Raw genomic sequence first — 20,499 nt, 5'->3', positions numbered from 1 at the left:
ATTTAGTTCTTAAATTTTTGGACACAACTCGTTTATTCTAACATAGAATGGGTTTATGCCACTTATAATCTTTTAATTTCAAACTTAAAGATCCACTATCATTTTCCGATACGGTTTTCCATAATTCTAAAATTATTTGCAAAATACCTTTTTATTAAAGATTCAAATCACGTATAACTACCTGTTTTAACAATTCAATGAGACAAAAAAAAGATGCTTGCAAGCATCTTATTTATGAACATCAATTTTATTTAAATCGAATTCGAAATCAAGTAGTTCTTTAGGATGTATCCCTAGTCCAGTGGCTATACTAACTATTGTTTCTAGGGTTGGGTTTCCGGTACCCACTTCGTACTTATGATAATTACTGGAATCAAATTTAGTTTTACTATCTACTCCGCTAAGTGTTTTTATTTTTTCTGTCCTAATCTTTCTTAAATTTTCGCCAAAGGCTTTTTTGTAAGCTTTCAATATTTCTTCCTTAGCCATATCATTATTGTTTTATTTAACAATATTTGACTTTTCTCGAAAATATTTATGGTAATATATCACCATAAATATTTTTTTCCATATATTTGTAACAATTCATATGAAAATGAATTTATATATTTGCGATTCTTCAAAACAATATTGAAGCATTCGCTTTGAATCTCGTTTCAGAAAATTGGCGTTTTTAAAACCACGAGATGATAAGTAAGATGCTCACGGCCTTATGGGCGTGGGCTCGCTTATTTGTGGTTGGGTATGCCAATGCCTCTGAAACGATAAGTTGAGTTCCGCGTCCTTTTTTTACGTTACTCGCTTAATTCTTAGCTGTATCACTTCTATTCTTGTTCAAGTTTCGAAATTTTTTGTCGAACTTTTATCACTATTGCCCGTGAATTAAACACAATCCGAATTTGCATATTATTAAACACTTAATTTAATGCATAAAAATGGCCCTCTATTTCGTCGCCAAACAACCATAGAGGACCGATAGCTAATCAAATCATATTTAACTAACCAATCCCAATATTATGAATTATTTTTCATTTTACAAGGATGGAAGAGCTCTTTGTTGCCTAATTTTTATGGGCATTACCTTAGCTTTTTCGTCAACTCATGCCGCCAGCTCAAAACGGCATTTCAAATTTACACCTCGACAATTTCAGGTCAACGGAACAGTAACTGACGGATCGAGTCCTCTGCCGGGTGTAACGATAGCCATTAAGAATAAAGTGAATTCCACAGCAATTTCTGATTATAGTGGACAGTATTCAATTACGGCATCACCATCCGATACTTTAATTGTATCTTTTATAGGGTTTAAAACTTCTTATATTCCTGTCAATCGACGAAAAATTGTCGACGTTAAACTTCTCTACGATACAACCACGCTGCAGGAGGTTCGGGTGAATGCTGGTTATTATTCCGTAAAAGAAAGTGACCGAACAGGGAGCATTGCCCGAATTACCTCGAAAGATATTGAAAACCAGCCCGTGACTAATGTGCTGGCCACAATGCAGGGCCGTATGGCAGGAGTAAGTATCACACAGACTACAGGCGTGCCTGGCGGAGGTTTTGATATAAAAATACGAGGACAGAACAGTCTTAGATCCGATGCTAATTCACCGCTTTATATTATTGACGGTGTGCCAATCTCTTCAGATCCCATCGGCTCTTCTTATACGGGAACCACATTTCCTACATTGGTGAGCCCTATCAACAGCATTAATCCTGATGCAATCGAAAGCATTGAAGTGCTCAAGGATGCTGATGCAACATCTATATACGGTTCAAGAGGAGCAAATGGTGTGGTATTGATTACCACCAGAAAAGGAAAAGCAGGAAAAACAAAATTTAATGTTTCCGCTTCCACAGGAACCGGCAGGGTAACTAAATTTCTTAACCTTATGAATACCGATCAGTACTTGGCTGTTCGCAGGCAGGCCTTTATAAATGATGGCAGAACTGCATACGGTGCTACAGATTACGACATTAACGGCATTTGGGACCAGAACCGTTATACTGACTGGCAGAAAGAACTTATAGGGGGCACTTCATTGATCAACGATCTGCAGGCATCAGTGTCAGGCGGTTCAAACAATACCCAATTTCTATTAAATGGCTCTTATCATACAGAAACAAACGTTTTTCCCGGTCAGTTTCGATATAAAAAGGGCGGAAGCAATTTTAGTTTGAACCACAAATCCGAAGATGAAAAGTTTTCACTTAACTTCTCTGCGGGATTCAATTCACAGGACAACAACCTGCCTTCTTACGATTTTACAAGCGATGCCAGAAATCTTCCTCCAAATGCTCCCGCCCTTTATACTCCGGATGGAAATCTTAACTGGGAAAACAATACTTGGCAGAACCCGCTTAGAAATCTAAACACAAAAGCAGAATCTGCTATTAATGATCTTACAGGAAATGCCGTTCTTTCTTATGCTCTAACAGGAGAGCTTTCAGTCAAAGGAAACTTCGGATTCACTTATCTTGACAATACCGAAACTAGAATTGTTCCATCCACTATATATAATCCCGCATTTAATGTCGGACCTTCACAATCTTCTATTTTCACGAATGATGTAAATAGATCTTCATGGATTGTAGAACCGCAGATAAACTGGATTAAGCAGCTGAAGGATGCTAAAATTGATGTACTTGTTGGTTCTACTTTTCAAAGCCAGCACGGTACAAAAATATCCAATTTTGGATCAGGCTTCACTTCCAACAGCCTTATATACAACTTGGCAGCAGCGAAAACGGTAAGGGTACTGCTGGATGAGGAAACACTGTATAAATATCAGGCTTTCTTTGGACGAATTAACTTTAACTATCAACAGAAATATATCGCAAACCTTACCGCTAGACGCGACGGTTCAAGCAGATTTGGACCAGGCAACCAGTTTGCGAATTTCGGGGCATTGGGCTTTGCGTGGCTGTTTTCTAACGAAAAATTTACCCAGAATTCGAGGTGGCTTAGTTTTGGAAAAATACGAGGCAGTTACGGTACCACCGGGAATGATCAGATTGGCGATTATCAGTTTTTCGACACTTATTCTGTCAATGGAGTACTATATAACGGAATTTCCGGCCTATCGCCAACAAGGCTCTTTAACTCCGATTTTGGATGGGAGACAAATAAAAAACTGGAGGCCGCGCTTGAATTAGGTTTCTTCAAAGACCGCATTTTCACAACCGTGGAATGGTATCAGAACAAATCTTCCAATCAGCTGGTCGGTATTCCGCTTCCCGGAACAACCGGTTTTTCATCCATGCAGGCCAATCTGGATGCGGTCGTACAAAACAGGGGATTTGAATTTACGGTGCGAACCGTCAATTTTAACAGCGGAAATTTTAACTGGACCACCAGCTTTAATTTAACTGTTGCTAAAAATAAACTCCTATCTTTTCCTAATCTTGCAAGTTCAACCTACAGCCAGCAGTACAGGGTCGGTCAGCCGCTTAATATACAGCTGTTATACAAATTTAACGGAGTCAACCCGCAGACGGGAATCTATAAGTTTGAAGATCTCAATAAGGATGGGCTTTTGACAGCTGCTGAGGATAGGCAGATAATTGCAGATTTGAATCCTAAATTTTACGGTGGCCTTCAAAACAGGCTGGCTTATAAGGGTGTGTCGCTGGATTTCCTCTTCCAGTTTGTAAGCAAGGACAGCAAAGCCTATTCCATGTCGTCAGCTGGAACAATGTCCAACAAACATGTCAGGCTTTTGGATAGCTGGTCTTCGCAGGGGGATACTGGTCCATATCAGATCTATACAGCAGGATTTAACAGTTCGGCAGTAACCGCAAACAGCCTGTTCAACCAGAGCACTGCCTCTATTACCGACGCTTCCTTTATAAGACTTAAAAACATTGCCCTTTCTTATAAACTCCCTTTGAGCCTTAATGATATGCAATGCACGATAATGCTTCAGGGGCAAAATCTGCTGACTTTTACCAGATATGATGACGGCGATCCTGAATTTACAACCTATGGCTACCTGCCTCCACTAAAAGTAATTACGGCAGGAATTCAATTAACTTTTTAATATCCGGTTATGAAAACAAAATTTTTATTTGCATCCCGATCTTTAATATTTATGATTCTGCTAGTCGCTGTTTCCTGCGATTCTTTTGTGGAAGTAGATCTGCCAAAATCACAATTAACCACAGAATCTGTTTTTGAAAATTATAACACTGCCGAAGCGGCTCTTACCGATATTTATTCAAAAATAAGAGATAGGGGAATGCTAACAGGTGATGGCATTGGAATATCAAATCATCTTGCCTGCTATTCCGATGAGATGATAAGCAATGAGAGTGTGTCAAATCCAAGTTTCAGCTTTTACGCTAATGCACTCCTTCCTACCAATACTATTGTTGCGGACTATTGGAATTCTGCTTATAATCAGATTTATGCCGCCAATTCAATTATCAGCGGTTGCGAACACAGTTTGTCGCTAACGCAGGCCCAAAGAAACCAGCTGACCGGCGAAGCACTTTTTATTCGTTCTCTGGAGCATTTTTATTTATTGAACATTTTTGGAAGCGTACCGTATGTTTCGGGTACGGATTACAAAACAAATAGTAAAATTTCCAAGATGGATCCTGAACAGATGTATGGAAAAATTATCACTGATCTGGAAACTGCCGTAGATCTGCTTCCTGAATCCTATATAGCCGTACCCCGCATTCGTCCAAATAAGTACGCCGCAAAGGCACTTCTATCCAGAATCTATCTCTTTAGCGGAAAATTCTCTGAAGCCTCAAATACAGCATCAGCGGTGATAAATAACCAGAGCCTTTACGCCGTTGAAAATATAAACTCTGCATTTCTCTTAAACTCTAAAGAAACATTATGGCAGCTTCATTCCGGCACAGCCGGCAAAAACACCGCTGACGGCGCCTATTTTATATTTACCGCCGGCCCACCGCAGTTTGTCTGGATGAGCAGCAGTCTGTACAATTCATTTACGGACGGCGACCTTCGCCGAACGTATTGGACAAAAGAAGTTAAGGATGCTTCAGGAACCTGGCACCATCCTTATAAATATAAAGAAAATTTTGATACATCAGTTTCAAAGGAATACACAGTGGTGCTTCGGCTTTCCGAACAGTTTTTAGTACGATCTGAAGCAAGGGCTATGCAGGGAGATCTTATCGGAGCCAAAGAGGACCTGAACCAAATCAGAAAAAGAGCAGGCCTGCCAGATACCCAGGCACAGACACAGAGCGAAATACTCGATGCCGTTCTTGAAGAAAGAAAACATGAACTTTTCACAGAGTACGGCCACCGTTTTTTTGACCTCAAAAGAAATGGAAAGCTTAACACCTCGCTTGGAAATATAAAGGCCGGATGGAATTCCTCTGATCAGGTTTTCCCCATTCCCGAGGCAGAAATTAATGCAAATCCGAATCTAAAACCGCAGAATCCGGGATACTAATTACAAGACTTATGATTACAACATATTTTTATCGAAGATGTGCCTTTAGGGCATTGTTTTTACCTTTTTTAGTTTTATTTTTTATTTTGCCGTTAGTAGCCTGTCCCTTATGGGGACAGGTGGTGCAAAAAAAGAACCTCACGCCTCATTCATATGCGCAATGGGGTGATGTCGTACTTGATAATATATCCCCTGACCAGAAATGGGCAAGTTTTAGAATGAGATACAAAAATCTCAGTGATACTCTTTTTGTGCGAAATGTCGCCAGCCTTAAAACCTTCAATTTTCCTGCTGCCAAAAACTGCGGTTTTTCTTCTAACCGTATGTTTTTCTGCCAGATTGGAAAAGATCTGATCATTGTAAATCTTTCAAATGGCAGAAAAGAAATCATTAAAGAAATAAGTGGTTTTGACTATTATGAAAAAAACGACAAGCTGGTTTTTCTATCCGACAGAGAAAATAAAAACCGCACGCTTACAATCCGATCATTAAAAACTGGAAGGGATAGGGAAATCAGCAATATTGACCAATTCTCACTTAATAAAGAAAAGGGTATGCTGGCATACAGCACATTTTCAGAACACAAAAATGCCCTTTCAATTGCCAGCCTGCAGAAAGACGAAACATTTGAAGTTACTGAAGGGAATCTTCTTTTCTCCAACCTCAGCTGGCAGAAAAATGGTCTGTCACTAGCTTTTACAGCAGGAAACGATCCGCAGCATCCTCAAGCTATTTACAATTTTATTACATCTGAAAAAAAACTGCATGACTTTAAATTCATTCCTGACAGCAATTCTATTATTAATGCAGATACAGCATTTGACTCAGAAAGTCCAATTATAATATCGGACGATCTACAGCGGCTGTTTTTCTCTACTGTTTCTTTAAATCCTCAATTACACAGAAACGAATCAAAAAATGTTGAGATATGGGGTTCAGCTGATAAAAGAACCTACATCCAGCAGCAGAATGCCGACAGATCAAAAAAAGGAAGAGTGGCAGTCTGGACTCCAGTCATAAATAAAGCTGTATATATCACATCATCTGATCTTCCTGATCTAATTTTAAGCGGTGATATGCGATATGCTGTTTTATCAAATCCAGCAGATTATGAACCTCAGTTCGAGTACACAGCACCAAGAGATTTTTACGTAATGGATCTGCAGAACTTTGAGAAAAAATTATTCCTTAAGAACATCGCACCTGAGCCTCATTGTTTTAATGCGTCACCTACAGGTAAATACTTTGCTTATTTTAAAGATGGAGACTGGTGGACTTATAATTTTAATAATGGAATTCATAAAAATATCACCGCTAAAATCGGTATTAAGTTGACGGCCAAAGAGCAGTCTCTGGTGCCTGAATCCGTCTGCGGCAATCCAGGATGGACCCAAAATGATACGGAAATACTGCTGTATGACCAGTTTGATGTCTGGGCAGTAAGTCCAGAAGGAAATTCTTTTAAGAGACTTACCAGAGGGAGGGAATCGGACATTACATTTAGAATTGCAAAATCGCATGATAAACCTCGATTTAATCATTTATTTGAAGGACAGATACAGGATAATTTTAACCTAGATAAGGATTTAATTCTGAGCGCAAGAGGAAACGATGAAAAAACAGGATTCTACATCTGGAATAAAAAAGTTGGAGAAAGTTCTATTACTTACAAAGATGCTTTGTGCGACCAGATAATTTATAGCGAAGGGAAGAAATATATATTCTTTCGCGAACAGAAATTTAACATGTCTCCAAGATTGGCAGTTGCAAGTACTTCATCACCTTCAAAATACTATTTTAAAAGTAATCCCCAGCAGGATAAATTTTTCTGGGGCAGATCACAGCTCATCGAATATAAAAACTTAAAAGGAATAAAACTAAAGGGAGTCCTGTATTATCCCGCAGCCTACAATCCTTTGAAAGAATATCCAATGATTGTCAATATCTATGAGCGTAAATCATATGAACTTCATAAATATCAAAATCCAACTTGCTACGAGTCCGTCGGATTTAATCCATCTGTGTTTACATCTGAAGGCTATTTTGTATTGCAGCCTGATATCAGACTAGAACTTCAAAATCCTGGAATTGCTGCCGCTGACTGCGTTATCAGTGCAGTAAAAAAGGTTGTGGAGTCCGGCATAGTAGATGAAAAAAGAATCGGACTCATGGGCCATTCTTTCGGCGGTTACGAATCTTCATTCATAATAACACAGACCAATTTATTTGCTGCGGCTATTGCAAGCGGTGCCATTACAGATCTGGTCTCCTTTTATTATACTATAAATAAAGGCAATGGCAGACCAGATATGTGGCGGTTCCATAATGAAGAATGGAATATGGGCGGCACGCCTTATGAAAAACCTAAAGCTTATTATGATAATTCGCCTATAAATTTTGTACAGAATGTGCAGACCCCAGTGCTTCTCTGGAGCGGTAAAAATGACTATCAGGTGGATACTCACCAGAGCATGGAATTTTATCTTGCCCTGCGTCGTGCCGGTAAAAAAAGTATGATGTTATTGTATCCAGAGGAGGGGCATAATCTTATTAATGCTGAAAAGCAGAAAGACCTATCAATAAGGACGCTCCAATGGTTTGACCATTTTTTAAAAGAAGATAAAAAAAGTGAGTGGATAATTAAGGATGATAGCAATAAAAAAAAACAATGCAGTTCCATCTAGGAACTGCATTGCCATTTAAAAATGCAGAATCTGAACCCATATTATGGATTTTGTTTGTACAAAGGCTGAACACAATTCGTGTCCAAATCATATGCAATAGGACTGTTGTCGTCTACACGGCAAAGATTTGGAGTCGGAGTGTCATCACATGCGATTCTTACGTTACTGCAGCCTGCAGTTGCATTAGGGTAATATCCCCATTTGAAGGCTTCCTCTTTCGGAGCACTCTGCATGGAAATAGTCGCAAACGCACCTCCTACCGCCAAAGCAATAAATGCTGCTGGCATCATGTTTTTCAAAAATAACTTTTTCATGATTTCTAATTTTAAATTTATATAGGATCTACTTTTTTCTACAGGTGTTCGATCTTCCTTCCTGATACTGATCAGTATATTTTTAATTCTTTGACTTATACTTTTTAATCTGCTTGCTCTTTAACTCGTAAACCACTAGATCAGTTCCAATCACGGCATATAAATACTTCCCATTTACCATTATTGAACGAAGCTGTTTTGAAGCAGTATGAAAAACTGGAAAACTCAGCACATAAGCATTGCGTTCGATATCATAAACGTCAATAATGAAGCAGGTTTCCCAAAGTTTGTCATTTTCGTACCTGCCCTTTACTTTTGAATTTATAAACAATAGATTTCCTGATATTGCAGCATTTTCATTTACCGCATAGGATGGTGTGGACATCGCATATCGTTTTCCCTCCTTTAATTTGGACACCTTCACTTTTACTTTGGAAATGGTGTCGATAGTATGACCTCGGCGAATAAGACTGCCCTTTTTATCAGCAATAATAATTTCGTTGCGGTAACGATGTACGTAGACAATTTTCCCGCTTATTTCAGAATAAAGCAGTACACCGTCAGTATCAAATATGCCGTCTACCTGTTTTTGAAGTAACGTTCTGTTAAACTTAGCTTTTGGAACAGTATATTGGTCAAAAACCCCGAGCATATTCTGCATATTTTTTGAGCTGTTGGATCTGACTGCGACGCTGGTAGAATCTATTGGCTGCGCAATTGTAAAGTACGGACTCCCCTTTAATTCTTTGTCCACTTTCCAATTTTTTAAATCTCCTCTTAAAATGATCGGAACGCTTCCGTCTGTCAGATAGAAATATGAACTTTGGATTTTTGTCGTTATCATCTTAAATGGAATTTTCTTTGGATCCATTAATATTTTTTCTTCTTTTTTGTCACTAATTAATGCATTATAAGACTGTATGTACGAAGGGTAATCGTAATTTGCAAGATATATTCTGCCGTACGATTCGCCAGCTATATAAAATGAATTGTACCCCAGATCTATCTTCTTTTTAAATTCAGCAGGATGCTGTGGGTAGCGTCTTATAAATGGGTTATCATAGTACATTACTTTTTCTGATGAAAGAAACAAAATAACTACCATTAGAATACATCCCGCGACAGTTCCAAGAATTGATTTAATTGTTCTGTATTTTCTTTTTCCAGCAGTATTGCTATCTGCCGGTTTGGCGTTTAATAGAATACCCAATGCAGCAAGCGAAACAAAGGCTATATTAAATATAAGATGCGTGTTCCAGCTCATTTTCTCGAGCACGCCGCCACAGGAACAAGGCACAAAAGAACTGTAATGGAGAAGTATAAAAATATAGGCTGTAAACATCGTCATTAATCCTAGAGAAAAGAATAGCGCTGCCATTTTTGTTCGTTGGTTCAAAAGCATCAGAGCGATAAGAAGTTCTATGGCGATCACTGCAGGAGAAATCCAGTCTGCATATATGCTAAGCATGGGAGACTGCCCAATCTGTACTTTAAAACTTTCAAAATCAAGAAGCTTGCTTATTGCTACATAAACAAACAATAAGACATACAAATAGGATATGGCTAAAACAATATTTTTCTTAATTGGGGTGCTTGAATTCATATCTCAAATATTTTGCATTAAGCTTTACTTTTATATCTGAAGCTTCTATATTATGTATTACAAATTTAAATGGGATATTTCTTATAGATACTTTGAAAATCAAGCCAAAAACTTTGAAAATCAGGCAGTTTTACATTTGAGATGGCATAAAAAATAAATGCCTGCATTTTGTAAGAATCATGCAGGCATTAAATCATAGTGGGTCTTCTTGGAATCAGTCTTTTATGGACGCGCTGATTCCGGCAAGTTTTTCATGCAGCTCTATAAGCCCTGCTTTTTGCAGGCACTCTTGAGAGAGACTCTCCAGTTCTGTCCTTCCCTGCTCGCTTATGCTCTCCAATAGTACCGAAGATCCTTCTCTTATCTTCAGCCCGTCCTGTATCAAATGGCTTAAAAGCAGCACATTTTTTCGTGAAATTTTCAAATCCATTTTCACCGGCTCATTCATTCCAGGGATACTCAGCACCGTATCAAAAACCTTGGCCGCATCATTTGCTGTAATCATACTTCATCATTTTTAATTAATATTTCACTTACCGTAAAATTATAAAGTATCATCCCTATTTACCCTACTCAAAATTTGGGGAGGATTGCAGGGCTTGAAGGCCTTTTCTAATTTAGCTCTCAGGTAAATCCCTAGAACCTGTTCAATTGGTGCATTTTAGATTTTTAAAGCAGATTCTGAAGTAGATTCCCTTTAATTTTTAATAGGGATGACAGCTTCTTCTTAGCTGATTGCTACAGCTGAAAAAAGACTTTAGAAGCTTTCAGACTGCGGTTTTCTGCAGTCAGCAAGATGTCCGGTTGTATCACAACCGATATCTTGCCGCCTTTTTACTCGGAACTCGTTGGCGGTGAAACCAGAAGTAAAATAGTTCGTGAAATGAAAAAGAAAGATGATGAAAGAAGAGAACAAAAACAAAACAAAATGGTTGCATCTTCGCTTAAGTTCCGCAGAGCATGAGCAACTTCAAAAGCTTTTTAGAAAGTCAACCTGCCGAAAAATGAGTGATTTTGCCCGAAAAAATCTGTTGCAAAAACCAGTTATTCTAAGGTATAGAAATGAATCACTCGACGATTTAATGACCGAGCTTATACTGCTACGAAAAGATTTGAATGGAATCGGAAACAACTTTAATCAGGCCGTTAAAAAACTTCATACACTGCGACAAATTCCGGAATTCAAACACTGGCTTGCCATTACTGAATTAGAAAAAAAAATCCTTTTTAATGCTATCAATTCGATCAAAAAAAATATCGAAAATCTCTCTAAAAAATGGTTGCAATCATAAATACAGGACACTCCATTCGAGCTATTTTTAATTACAACGAGAACAAAGTCGCTCAGGGTATCGCGCAGTGCATTGGTGAAGGCAATTATCCTATGGACATTGATAAAATGAGCCCTAATTTTAAATTAAATATGCTTTTAAAACAACTGGAACTAAATGAAAACGTGACTCGAAATAGTGTACATATTTCACTGAATTTTGATCCCTCAGAAAAAGAATTGACCAAAGAAAAACTCCTTGATATCTCTAAAGTGTATATGGACAAAATTGGTTTTGGTTCCCATCCGTATTTGATCTACCAACATCACGATGCGGGTCATCCCCACATTCATATCGTTTCCATTAAAGTGAAATCAGATGGACAACGAATTGACATGCAAAACATTGGTAGGAATCAATCCGAAACAGCAAGAAAGGAAATTGAGACCCAGTTTAATTTAGTGCCGGCACAGCGTCATAAAAACAAAACCGATTTGAATCTTCTACCCATTCCTATTCAAAAAATTCAGTACGGAACAATTGATTCAAAAAAAGCAATATCTAACATTTTAAAAAACGTGATTCCTACTTATAAATTCATAACCATTGGAGAATTAAATGCCGTGCTGAACCTCTATAACATAACAGTATTACAAGGTAAGGAAAATTCTAAAATGTTTCTTCACAAAGGACTGGCATATCAAATACTGGACGCCAATAAAAAACCGATCGGAGTTCCGATTAAAGCAAGCAGTTTCCATTTTAAACCTACCATTTCCAATTTAGAGAAGCGCTTTGAAAGTAATAAAAAAGCGCGCATTGGGGATATGATTAGAGTCAAAAATGCAATTGATCTCACACTGTTAAAAAATACAAAAACACCTCTTTTCAAGCTCGAAAAAGAAATGCTAAAAGCAGGTATCTCAGTAATTTATAGAAAAAGTCCTCAAGGTCTACTTTATGGAATTACCTACATAGATCACCAAACAAAATGTGTTTTCAATGGTAGTGCACTTGGCGTAAAATATTCGGCAAAAGCAATACAGGAACGTTGTGGTATTGCTCCCGTTTTAAATAATAAAACAACAACCAATTTTAAAGAAACAGCACTTACATCAAAACCAAAAAATTATAAACCCTTTATTACTGATGACGAACTACAAACCATTATTGACCAAATACTACAACCGGAATATTCTCAAGAGTATGTTTCAAAACAGTTAAAAGGCAGACGCAAAAAAAGAAAGAGAAAAGGAACATCAGATAACTTATAAAAAGAGAATATCATGGCAATGCAGACAGGAGAAAATGATCAGGCGCTTAGAAAAATACTCGATATGACAAGGCTCATTAGCATACTGCTTTTAGGCATGCATTTCTATTACTACGGTTATAACAGTTTTAAAAATTGGAAGTTAGTTAGTCCTTTTAGTGATCGACTACTCCAGAATATTTACACTACGGGACTTTTTGATACTTTTCTTAGATCCAAGTTTTTCGCTCTGGGATTTTTATTGATTTCTTTATTAGGCGCAAAAGGTAGAAAAACCGAAAAACTAAAATATAAAACAGCCTTCACTTATATAATAGCGGGTCTAATGCTATATTTTGGGAGCTATCTCTTTTTGATTACTGCAATGGAAATTCAAACTAAAGTAATAGGATATATCTTAAGTACTTCAATAGGATTTCTTATAGTACTCTCAGGGGGTACTTTACTGTCTCGAATAATCCAAAAAAAATTAAATCATAAAGATATTTTCAATAAAGAAAATGAAACCTTTCCACAAGAAGAAAGGCTCATTGAAAATGAGTATTCCATTAATCTTACTGCTCAATATTATTTAAAAGATAAACTCCGAAAAAGTTGGATCAATATCATCAATCCTTTTCGTGCGCTGATGGTATTGGGAACACCTGGTTCGGGTAAGTCGTATTTTGTCATTCGACATGTCATTACACAGCATATCAAAAAAGGATTTAGCATGTTTGTCTATGATTTTAAATTTGATGATTTATCAATTATCGCCTACAATACTTGGTTGAAAAATAAACACCTCTATCGTGTTGAACCACAATTTTATATCATCAATTTTGATGATTTAAGCCGCACTCACAGATGTAATCCTTTAGATCCCAAGTCAATGACGGACATCACGGATGCAAGCGAATCAGCTCGTACAATACTACTGGGACTTAACCGCGAATGGATTAAAAAACAAGGTGATTTTTTCGTAGAATCGCCAATCAATTTTCTAACGGCTATTATATGGTACTTACGGAAATATAAGGACGGAGAATTTTGCACCTTACCCCATGTCATAGAGCTAATGCAGATGGATTACGATAGTCTCTTTACTTTACTTAGAACTGAGAAAGAAATTGAAGTACTCATAAACCCCTTTGTGAGCGCATATCTGGCAGATGTTATGGAGCAATTAGAGGGACAAATTGCTTCTGCTAAAATATCCATGGCAAGACTTTCCTCTGCACAACTGTACTATGTACTCTCTGGAAATGACTTTACCCTCGATATCAACAATCCGCTAGATCCCAAAATTGTATGCATGGGAAATAACCCCCAGAAAATACAAACCTATGGCGCCGTTTTATCGCTGTATGTAAGCCGATTAATTAAACAAATCAATCAAAAAGAAAAACTAAAAAGTAGCTTGATTTTTGATGAATTTCCGACCATATACCTAAACAATATGGACAGTCTTATAGCTACAGCGCGAAGTAATAAAGTAGCCACCTGTTTGGGAATTCAGGACTTTAGCCAGCTTAGAAAAGACTATGGTCGAGAACAAGCGGATGTTATACTAAATATTACAGGAAATATTATAAGTGGTCAAGTAACAGGAGATACAGCCAAGCAACTCTCTGAGCGGTTTGGTAAAATTATGCAGGATCGTGAGAGTCTTTCGATTAACAGCGCAGACATATCAATTAGTCGTTCCAAACAATTGGAATCAGCAGTGCCTGCCTCCAAGATTTCTTCGCTAAGTTCAGGTGAATTTGTGGGGGTCGTGGCTGATAATCCTGACTGCAAAATTGAACTTAAAACCTTTCACTCTGAAATTATAAACGATCACGATGCACTTAAAAAAGAACAAGAAGCCTACCTGGAAATTGCTCCTGTTCGTAGAATTGATACTGTAATTGTACAACGTAATTACCTGCAAATCAAACAGGATATTCAAGACATTGTTAATTCCGAAATGGAACGGCTATTAAATGATCCAGCACTTTGTCATCTAGTGATTAAAAAATAATTATAATCCGGAAATAACTATAGCTCAATTACTATTTTTCGAGTACTGTAATCATGGTGTTAAGTTCATTGTTTGCGATGTATTCCAATAAATACTGCTCTGCCTCTTTTCTTAGTTCAGAGGAAGTTGAAAACGAATTGAGGTAAAAATCGTCATTCTCATCAGCAATATGAATAATCTCGGTGTAGCCTTTGGTAATTAAACTGCCTTTTAGCTTTAAAACTTTAAGCTCACTGCTCCTATCTATTTCCTTTCTTACCCTAAGATTTATTGTTTTATCCATCGTCGTATTCTTTATCATAGAAGCGTAAATCTATAAATAATTCCACTAAATCCACTGGTAAAAATCACTTTTTTTTTACTATAACAGTCTAAAAAAATAAGTCCTTCCTTAATTTAAAGCCCATTTTTTTTTCTTAATAAACATTTATTTCTTTACAATAGCGGTTTACAAAACCCTATTTCTTCAGGGTGATGGTCTAAAAACGATTGCTTGAAATACTGATTTTAATTCAATTTTTAGAGTTATTTGAAAGAGTAAAATAGTCTTTTTCATTCGAAACGGACTAAAAGGGCAGCTAAGATAGTAACGCCCCAATACGTCATGCGCATAATGGCCTGCGCTTCCCTTGCCCACCCTTCGGGACTTATAGCACTCCATATTGGATGCGATACTGGCATCTTGCTTTCTTTTTTTCCGTTTTTTCTTTGAAAAGATTTTTTTAATGAGCGGATTTAGAAATAGAAAAAATAGTAACACTAAAAAATAACCCTATGGAAATCACTGGAAGAATTACCAAAGATGCCACGCTGACTAAAATCAGTACTCAAAAACAAGTTGTCAATTTTTCAATTGCCATAAACGACCACTACAAACCAAAAGGCAGTACACAAATCAAACAAGTCGTAACCTACATCAATTGCGATTATTGGTTAAGTCCTAATATAGTACCCTATCTCAAAAAAGGTTCTCTGGTTTCCCTTTTCGGAAGAATTGGTCTGAGCGTCTATTGCAATGCAGAAGGGAAAGCCCTTGGAAGCCTAACCTTTCATGTTAACCATCTTAAAATTTTAGTTTTTGCTAAAAAAGAAAATGACCCCTCCAGTACTTTCAACTCGACTGCCCCCGCTATCACCCAGGAACAGCCCGATGATCTTCCCTTTTAATTTATTGTTTCACTTAAATAGTTATACCATGTCACATCAAATCCATTTTAACGAGATCACTCAAAAACATGCCTTCTTTTCAGTTAAAGAAAAACCTTGGCACAATCTAGGTCAAATCATCACCGACTATCCCACCAGCGGGGAAGCGGTTGAACATGCAGGACTAAACTATGAGGTTATTAAAACGCCACTGTTTACAGAGTACAGTGAGAATAATAAAATTGTGGTGCCTGAGCTATACAGTACACTTAGGACAGATACGCAAACGGTACTGGGTGTTGTAGGTAAAGACTATCAGATCGTACAAAACAAAGATGCCTTTTCTTTTTTTGATAGTATTGTAGGAGGTGACGGAATCCTCTATGAAACCGCTGGAGCACTGGGAAAAGGAGAACGCATTTTTATAACCGCCAAACTCCCCAACTATATCCGTGTGGGAAAAGATGACCTTATAGAAAAATATTTATTTCTCACCACCTCCCATGATGGTAGCGGAAGCATTACCGCCGCCTTCACCCCGATTCGAATTGTATGCGCCAATACCCTAAATGCGGCACTGCGAAATAAAACCAATACCTTGCGAATTCGTCATACCAGCAACGCCCAGTCCAGACTCGAGCAAGCCCATAAAGTCATGGGAATAACAGATCAATTATCCACCGACTTAGAAGAAATTTTTAATCATTGGGCAAAAGTACGCATTACAGATAATGAAGTAAAAAAACTAATTTCACTGGCCTTGGCTCCTAGTCCAGCCATTGTAAGCCAGCTCAAAAACAATGAAATCGAAGCACTTTCTTCCTGCTTTTCCAATATTATCGAAAATACTTATCAGTATGCTTTAAGCGATGAAACCCAACTGACCAAAACCACCGAAGGAACGCTCTTTGGTGCTTATAACGCCGTAACAGGTTATTTTCAAAACGTGAGAACCTACAAAGATTCTGAAGCCAAACTAAAATCGCTATTGTTAGGAGGCAATGCTCAACTACGCTCCCAAAGTGCTTTTAACCTCTGTGAGGAATTTGCTAAAAAAGGAAGCTGTATTTTTAATTAAGAATCCTATAGCAATGGACGTCTTTTAAGCCCATTGCTATTTTGGCGCGCGACAGACACTTCAAAGCTCTGAAGCTTTGGTAATGGGGTTATTCTTATTTATATGTCATTAATAGTGCCACAAAGTTAGGAAACCTTCGGCGGTTCGCTACAAAAAATTCCCCCATAAATGCACAGGCGTAGCTGTGCTTTATTGCGTTGCTTTTTGCCCTCGCTTGAAGATTTCCGGGTCTAGTTCCATTATTAATTTAAAATATAAAAATCATGGAAACTACCACTCAAAAATGGCAAATGGTCTCAGAAATTGAACTTGTTTACAAAACAAAAGTAAAAGCGTCCCAAAGACCTCAGATTAAATCCTCAAATGAAGCCAGTACTTTACTTAGATCCTCATGGGATGAAGGAAAAATTGAATACTTCGAACAATTCAAGATACTGCTTCTCAATCACTCTTTAAAAGTTCTTGGACTCTACGAGATGTCCTCAGGGGGTATTACTGGAACAGTAGTAGATCTTCGCATGATTTTCTCAGCCGCGCTTAAAGCCAATGCTACCAGCATTATGATTGCACATAACCATCCTTCTGGAAATCTAAACCCCTCCGAAGCCGATAAACACCTCACTAGAAAAATCAAACAAGCAGGGGAACTGCTCGAGATTAAATTAGTAGATCATCTGATTATCACCGCAGAATCTTATTACTCATTTATGGATGATGGCGCCTTATAGGGGCCATTTTTTACTTAACGAAATTATGGTTTATACCAAGGAAGATCTTGTTTTTATCACTTTTATCTAGCAAATTGGACTTATTTAAAAAGTTCTGACTTTAGCTAAAATTATAGCCATTTACTTTTTTAAGTGATAGCAAAAAACTATCACTTAACTTAGGATTAAAGTCATATCTTAACAACATTCTATTAAAATAAGAAGTTTGAATACCAAATAGCTCCAAATTTATTATAGCGTTTTAATACAAATAAAGATTCCATTTTTTTCTATATTTTGAATCTATCTTAAAAATCATACACTCAATAAAGAATATTGATCTTCAAATATTATTAAAATTAATTAATCAAACCCCCTAAAAATTATCCTCTTTTGAGAATAAAATTTTAAAGAAATTTTCTTTAGCAAATAGTTTTAGTTTTTACCATTTATAATCGCGATGTTTATTCGAGTAGAAAATTAAACTAGAATTCTTTCTTACCAAATTCACTATCAATGAATTTTGATTTGTTTTTGCTTTTATTGAAAGTATAAGAAAGGTTTAAAATCACCATATCTACCTCATACACATAATTGGTTGTGGTATAAAAGGCGTCTGGACTGTAAGTAGTAATACGCTGTTCGTTGGTGTCTAAAAGTCCCATGTCTATGTTCTGCCACTGTAGGGTTACTACCAATTGATTGTCTAAGAATGTTTTTCTAAAACTTAGATTAGGTGAATAAAAATGAGAATCTTCGCCTTGTGCGGTAATGCGCTCCGACAAATAATTAAACGTGAATTGCAAAGAAGCAGTTTTGGAAAAGTTGTAAGTACTATTAGCATTGATAGCATACTGAGTAGCCGTTGAGTTGATTGCCATACCATTAAAACTTCCATTGATGTTTAAGCTGTAAACGTTGGCTCCGATGAAGTTTTTCCACTTGTCGGTTATTTTAAATTGTGAACCTACCTCTAAACCAATGGTGCGGCCGCGACCTACGTTGGTATAAATTCGATCTAAAATAGTATCGTTTAAAACCCCAGCGCTGTCATAGGAAAGTGTATTGACGCGGTTAATTAGGTTTTGTACATTTCGGAAATAGGCAGTTGCAAAAATCGAATTTGTGTCATTAAAATTTTTGCTCACGCTAAGCTCTACTAAATCGGTAAATTCGGGTAATAAATTTTTGTCTCCTTGTTCGTACGTTTCCGAGTGCTCTCTTTCTTTAAAAGGATTCATTTGGTAAGTAGGGGCACGATCGACACGTTTGCTATAGCCTAATTTTAATTTCAACTCTTGATCTGTCGTGTATTGTGCCGAAGCAGATGGAAACAATTTTACGTAGTCATAGGAAAGGTTTTCGGCTGCTTGATCGTATCCTTTTAGATAAAAATCACGGTTCATGGATTCCAAACGAAGTCCTGCGGCATATTCCCATTTCTCGTTGCTTCCGTTTAATTGCGCATAACCCGAATGAATAATTCGCTTTAAGTTGACTTCACTGGTAAACTCTGGAACAATTTCATACTTTCCTGTGGCAGGATTACGTCTTTCGTAGATAAAATTACCTTCATTCGAAATTCCTCTGTATTGGTACCCCGCTTCGATTTTTCCAAAAGAAAAAGGTCTAAAAGTATAGTCCAATTGCGCTCGTGTACCATGCAGTGGATTGACATTCGTATTGTATTCGTCTTGATAAACTTGTGTTTTGTCGAGGCTCAAATTCAGATTAGTAGTTGGTCCTCCCAACAAACTGTATTCGTATAAAAAAGTAGCAGTTAATTTTGATTCATTTTTGAAAGAATGCGTATAGTCAAAACTTCCTAAGGCAAAATCGCCATCACGGGTACGTAGATTTTCATTTAGGTAATCAAAAGTACTCAAGACACTATTATCAGCCAATGAAGTGGTTTCATTGTTATAAATAATATTAGCCGTTCGATCATTTTTTCGTTTTCCTCCATAAAAAGCAACCGAAAAAGCATTGTTTTTATTTGGGGTATAATCCACAGTCAAACGACCACTATAATCCAGCAAGTCTGTACTGCGTTCTCCATCTGAGGGGAAATGTGTTTTGTAATTTTCTACCTCATTAATTGTGTACACATCGCCTTCCCGACGGCCTGTGATATCGCTACGAGAATAACTACCGCCCAAAGCGATATCCCATTTGTCTTTTCTGATGGTATAAGTACCGTCAATTCCGTAACGATGGACAGGATCTTGGTTGTCATAATCTTCAATAGATGGAAATCCACCTTTAAGATTCAGTTGTGCATAGGTTCCATTTAGGACTCCTTTTTTGGTTATAATGTTTAGCAGTCCTGCCTTTCCATCAGGATCATATTTTGCCGAAGGTGCCGTTACCACTTCCACCCGCTCGATTGCATTGGCAGGTAGTTGTCCCAAAATGGTAGCGACATCGCCTTGTGTTGGCTTTCCGTTTAACAAAACCTTGAATCCTGTGGTTCCTCTCACACTTACTTGTCCTTGACCATCGATGGTAACAGAAGGTAAGTTTTTCAAAACATCAGTAGCAGTTCCACCTTTACTGTTCTGAAAAGCTTTGGCATCGTACACTTGGCGGTCTATTTTGTTGGTAACTGTTTTTTGTTGGGTAGTTATTACCACATCGGTCAATTGGTGTTCGGCCGAAATTAAAGAGATGGTTCCAACATCAACAGTTTTATTTTTGGCTGCTATCTGGATATTCGATATTGTTTTTGAATGGAAGCCAATAAAGGAAACTTCTAAATAATAACTTCCGATTTTTATATTTTCTAAAGTAAATTTTCCCATGGCATCGGTTACAACTCCCGTAACCAAAGTTTTGTCTTTGGCAGAAAAAAGAGTGGCTGTGGCGTATTCTAATGGATAATTTTCATCGACTACTTTACCGGTTATCTGAGCGGAAATTCCGATACTAAACAATAGCGTAAGCGTTAGAAAAAAAGTTTTTAATTTCATAATCAATTTAAAAAAAT

At 37.3% G+C, this 20,499-nt stretch carries 16 protein-coding genes; 9 read left to right on the top strand and 7 right to left on the bottom strand.

All coding sequences use genetic code 11. The annotated features are described in order from the left end of the window. Window positions 1-228: 228 nt before the first annotated feature. Window positions 229-489 (bottom strand): helix-turn-helix domain-containing protein, encoded by a 261-nt coding sequence (locus tag GXM17_RS01225; protein ID WP_163397468.1) that lies wholly within the window; start codon window positions 487-489, stop codon window positions 229-231. Window positions 490-1,070: 581 nt separating this feature from the next. Between GXM17_RS01225 and GXM17_RS01220 the strand changes: the two genes are divergently transcribed. The 3 genes from GXM17_RS01220 to GXM17_RS01210 are packed head-to-tail and all read left to right on the top strand — an operon-like array spanning window position 1,071 to window position 8,119. Next, the gene (locus GXM17_RS01220; protein ID WP_244307306.1) at window positions 1,071-4,040 is read left to right on the top strand and encodes a SusC/RagA family TonB-linked outer membrane protein; all 2,970 of its coding nucleotides are present in this window, start codon (window positions 1,071-1,073) and stop codon (window positions 4,038-4,040) included. A 9-nt stretch (window positions 4,041-4,049) separates the two neighbouring features. Continuing rightward, a complete protein-coding gene (locus GXM17_RS01215; protein WP_244307305.1) occupies window positions 4,050-5,435 on the top strand; it encodes a RagB/SusD family nutrient uptake outer membrane protein in 1,386 nt (461 codons plus the stop codon). 11 nt (window positions 5,436-5,446) lie between these two features. Then, the gene (locus tag GXM17_RS01210) at window positions 5,447-8,119 is read left to right on the top strand and encodes an alpha/beta hydrolase family protein (RefSeq protein ID WP_163397466.1); all 2,673 of its coding nucleotides are present in this window, start codon (window positions 5,447-5,449) and stop codon (window positions 8,117-8,119) included. Window positions 8,120-8,160: 41 nt separating this feature from the next. Here GXM17_RS01210 and GXM17_RS01205 read toward each other — a convergent pair whose 3' ends face one another. The 3 genes from GXM17_RS01205 to GXM17_RS01195 all read right to left on the bottom strand — a co-directional run bounded on the left by GXM17_RS01205 (window position 8,161) and on the right by GXM17_RS01195 (window position 10,541). Then, the gene (locus GXM17_RS01205; RefSeq protein WP_163397465.1) at window positions 8,161-8,433 is read right to left on the bottom strand and encodes a DUF6520 family protein; all 273 of its coding nucleotides are present in this window, start codon (window positions 8,431-8,433) and stop codon (window positions 8,161-8,163) included. 82 nt (window positions 8,434-8,515) lie between these two features. Then, a complete protein-coding gene (locus GXM17_RS01200) occupies window positions 8,516-10,036 on the bottom strand; it encodes a MauE/DoxX family redox-associated membrane protein (RefSeq protein WP_163397464.1) in 1,521 nt (506 codons plus the stop codon). 214 nt (window positions 10,037-10,250) lie between these two features. Next, the gene (locus GXM17_RS01195) at window positions 10,251-10,541 is read right to left on the bottom strand and encodes a hypothetical protein (protein ID WP_163397463.1); all 291 of its coding nucleotides are present in this window, start codon (window positions 10,539-10,541) and stop codon (window positions 10,251-10,253) included. A 394-nt stretch (window positions 10,542-10,935) separates the two neighbouring features. Here GXM17_RS01195 and GXM17_RS01190 point away from each other — a divergent pair, with 394 nt between their 5' ends. From GXM17_RS01190 to mobC, 3 genes are read left to right on the top strand one after another with little or no spacing between them, the layout of a single operon-like run. After that, window positions 10,936-11,328 carry a plasmid mobilization protein gene (locus GXM17_RS01190; protein WP_163397462.1) on the top strand — a complete coding sequence of 131 codons (393 nt, stop codon included), beginning with the start codon at window positions 10,936-10,938 and terminating at the stop codon, window positions 11,326-11,328. Beyond that, window positions 11,313-12,581 carry a relaxase/mobilization nuclease domain-containing protein gene (locus GXM17_RS01185; protein ID WP_163397461.1) on the top strand — a complete coding sequence of 423 codons (1,269 nt, stop codon included), beginning with the start codon at window positions 11,313-11,315 and terminating at the stop codon, window positions 12,579-12,581. Before GXM17_RS01190 ends, GXM17_RS01185 begins: the two co-directional genes overlap by 16 nt. Before the next feature lie 18 nt (window positions 12,582-12,599). Continuing rightward, complete coding sequence (mobC, locus tag GXM17_RS01180) at window positions 12,600-14,582, top strand: conjugal transfer protein MobC (RefSeq protein WP_163397862.1); 1,983 nt, start codon at window positions 12,600-12,602, stop codon at window positions 14,580-14,582. Window positions 14,583-14,613: 31 nt separating this feature from the next. Here mobC and GXM17_RS01175 read toward each other — a convergent pair whose 3' ends face one another. Both GXM17_RS01175 and GXM17_RS21875 read right to left on the bottom strand, forming a co-directional pair. Next, window positions 14,614-14,883 (bottom strand): hypothetical protein, encoded by a 270-nt coding sequence (locus tag GXM17_RS01175; protein ID WP_341872895.1) that lies wholly within the window; start codon window positions 14,881-14,883, stop codon window positions 14,614-14,616. A 251-nt stretch (window positions 14,884-15,134) separates the two neighbouring features. Then, window positions 15,135-15,263 carry a hypothetical protein gene (locus tag GXM17_RS21875; RefSeq protein WP_280115289.1) on the bottom strand — a complete coding sequence of 43 codons (129 nt, stop codon included), beginning with the start codon at window positions 15,261-15,263 and terminating at the stop codon, window positions 15,135-15,137. A 93-nt stretch (window positions 15,264-15,356) separates the two neighbouring features. Here GXM17_RS21875 and GXM17_RS01170 point away from each other — a divergent pair, with 93 nt between their 5' ends. From GXM17_RS01170 to GXM17_RS01160, 3 genes are all read left to right on the top strand, one after another. Continuing rightward, on the top strand, window positions 15,357-15,749 hold the full coding sequence (locus GXM17_RS01170) for a single-stranded DNA-binding protein (RefSeq protein WP_163397460.1): 393 nt from the start codon (window positions 15,357-15,359) through the stop codon (window positions 15,747-15,749). Window positions 15,750-15,777: 28 nt separating this feature from the next. Next, window positions 15,778-16,806: a DUF932 domain-containing protein gene (locus GXM17_RS01165; protein WP_163397459.1), complete on the top strand. Its 1,029-nt coding sequence runs from the start codon at window positions 15,778-15,780 to the stop codon at window positions 16,804-16,806. A gap of 263 nt (window positions 16,807-17,069) precedes the next feature. Next, on the top strand, window positions 17,070-17,534 hold the full coding sequence (locus tag GXM17_RS01160) for a JAB domain-containing protein (RefSeq protein ID WP_163397458.1): 465 nt from the start codon (window positions 17,070-17,072) through the stop codon (window positions 17,532-17,534). A gap of 464 nt (window positions 17,535-17,998) precedes the next feature. Here the strand turns inward: GXM17_RS01160 and GXM17_RS01155 are convergent, their stop codons facing one another. Continuing rightward, window positions 17,999-20,482, bottom strand: a complete 2,484-nt coding sequence (locus GXM17_RS01155) for a TonB-dependent receptor (protein WP_163397457.1) — start codon at window positions 20,480-20,482, stop codon at window positions 17,999-18,001. Between the last annotated feature and the right edge of the window lie 17 nt (window positions 20,483-20,499).

The sequence above is a fragment of the Flavobacterium fluviatile genome (assembly GCF_010645065.1).
Classification (GTDB): Bacteria; Bacteroidota; Bacteroidia; order Flavobacteriales; family Flavobacteriaceae; genus Flavobacterium; species Flavobacterium fluviatile.
Note: the sequence above shows the minus strand (reverse complement) of the source record. Positions and strands in the feature narration are given on the sequence as shown.

What these genes read in the sequence shown, in the direction of transcription:
- GXM17_RS01225 (WP_163397468.1), bottom strand. Translation starts at nt 489, where the DNA reads ATGGCTAAGGAAGAAATATTGAAAGCTTACAAAAAAGCCTTTGGCGAA.
- GXM17_RS01220 (WP_244307306.1), top strand. Translation starts at nt 1,071, where the DNA reads ATGGGCATTACCTTAGCTTTTTCGTCAACTCATGCCGCCAGCTCAAAA.
- GXM17_RS01215 (WP_244307305.1), top strand. Translation starts at nt 4,050, where the DNA reads ATGAAAACAAAATTTTTATTTGCATCCCGATCTTTAATATTTATGATT.
- GXM17_RS01210 (WP_163397466.1), top strand. Translation starts at nt 5,447, where the DNA reads ATGATTACAACATATTTTTATCGAAGATGTGCCTTTAGGGCATTGTTT.
- GXM17_RS01205 (WP_163397465.1), bottom strand. Translation starts at nt 8,433, where the DNA reads ATGAAAAAGTTATTTTTGAAAAACATGATGCCAGCAGCATTTATTGCT.
- GXM17_RS01200 (WP_163397464.1), bottom strand. Translation starts at nt 10,036, where the DNA reads ATGAATTCAAGCACCCCAATTAAGAAAAATATTGTTTTAGCCATATCC.
- GXM17_RS01195 (WP_163397463.1), bottom strand. Translation starts at nt 10,541, where the DNA reads ATGATTACAGCAAATGATGCGGCCAAGGTTTTTGATACGGTGCTGAGT.
- GXM17_RS01190 (WP_163397462.1), top strand. Translation starts at nt 10,936, where the DNA reads ATGAAAGAAGAGAACAAAAACAAAACAAAATGGTTGCATCTTCGCTTA.
- GXM17_RS01185 (WP_163397461.1), top strand. Translation starts at nt 11,313, where the DNA reads ATGGTTGCAATCATAAATACAGGACACTCCATTCGAGCTATTTTTAAT.
- mobC (WP_163397862.1), top strand. Translation starts at nt 12,600, where the DNA reads ATGCAGACAGGAGAAAATGATCAGGCGCTTAGAAAAATACTCGATATG.
- GXM17_RS01175 (WP_341872895.1), bottom strand. Translation starts at nt 14,883, where the DNA reads ATGATAAAGAATACGACGATGGATAAAACAATAAATCTTAGGGTAAGA.
- GXM17_RS21875 (WP_280115289.1), bottom strand. Translation starts at nt 15,263, where the DNA reads ATGCCAGTATCGCATCCAATATGGAGTGCTATAAGTCCCGAAGGGTGG.
- GXM17_RS01170 (WP_163397460.1), top strand. Translation starts at nt 15,357, where the DNA reads ATGGAAATCACTGGAAGAATTACCAAAGATGCCACGCTGACTAAAATC.
- GXM17_RS01165 (WP_163397459.1), top strand. Translation starts at nt 15,778, where the DNA reads ATGTCACATCAAATCCATTTTAACGAGATCACTCAAAAACATGCCTTC.
- GXM17_RS01160 (WP_163397458.1), top strand. Translation starts at nt 17,070, where the DNA reads ATGGAAACTACCACTCAAAAATGGCAAATGGTCTCAGAAATTGAACTT.
- GXM17_RS01155 (WP_163397457.1), bottom strand. Translation starts at nt 20,482, where the DNA reads ATGAAATTAAAAACTTTTTTTCTAACGCTTACGCTATTGTTTAGTATC.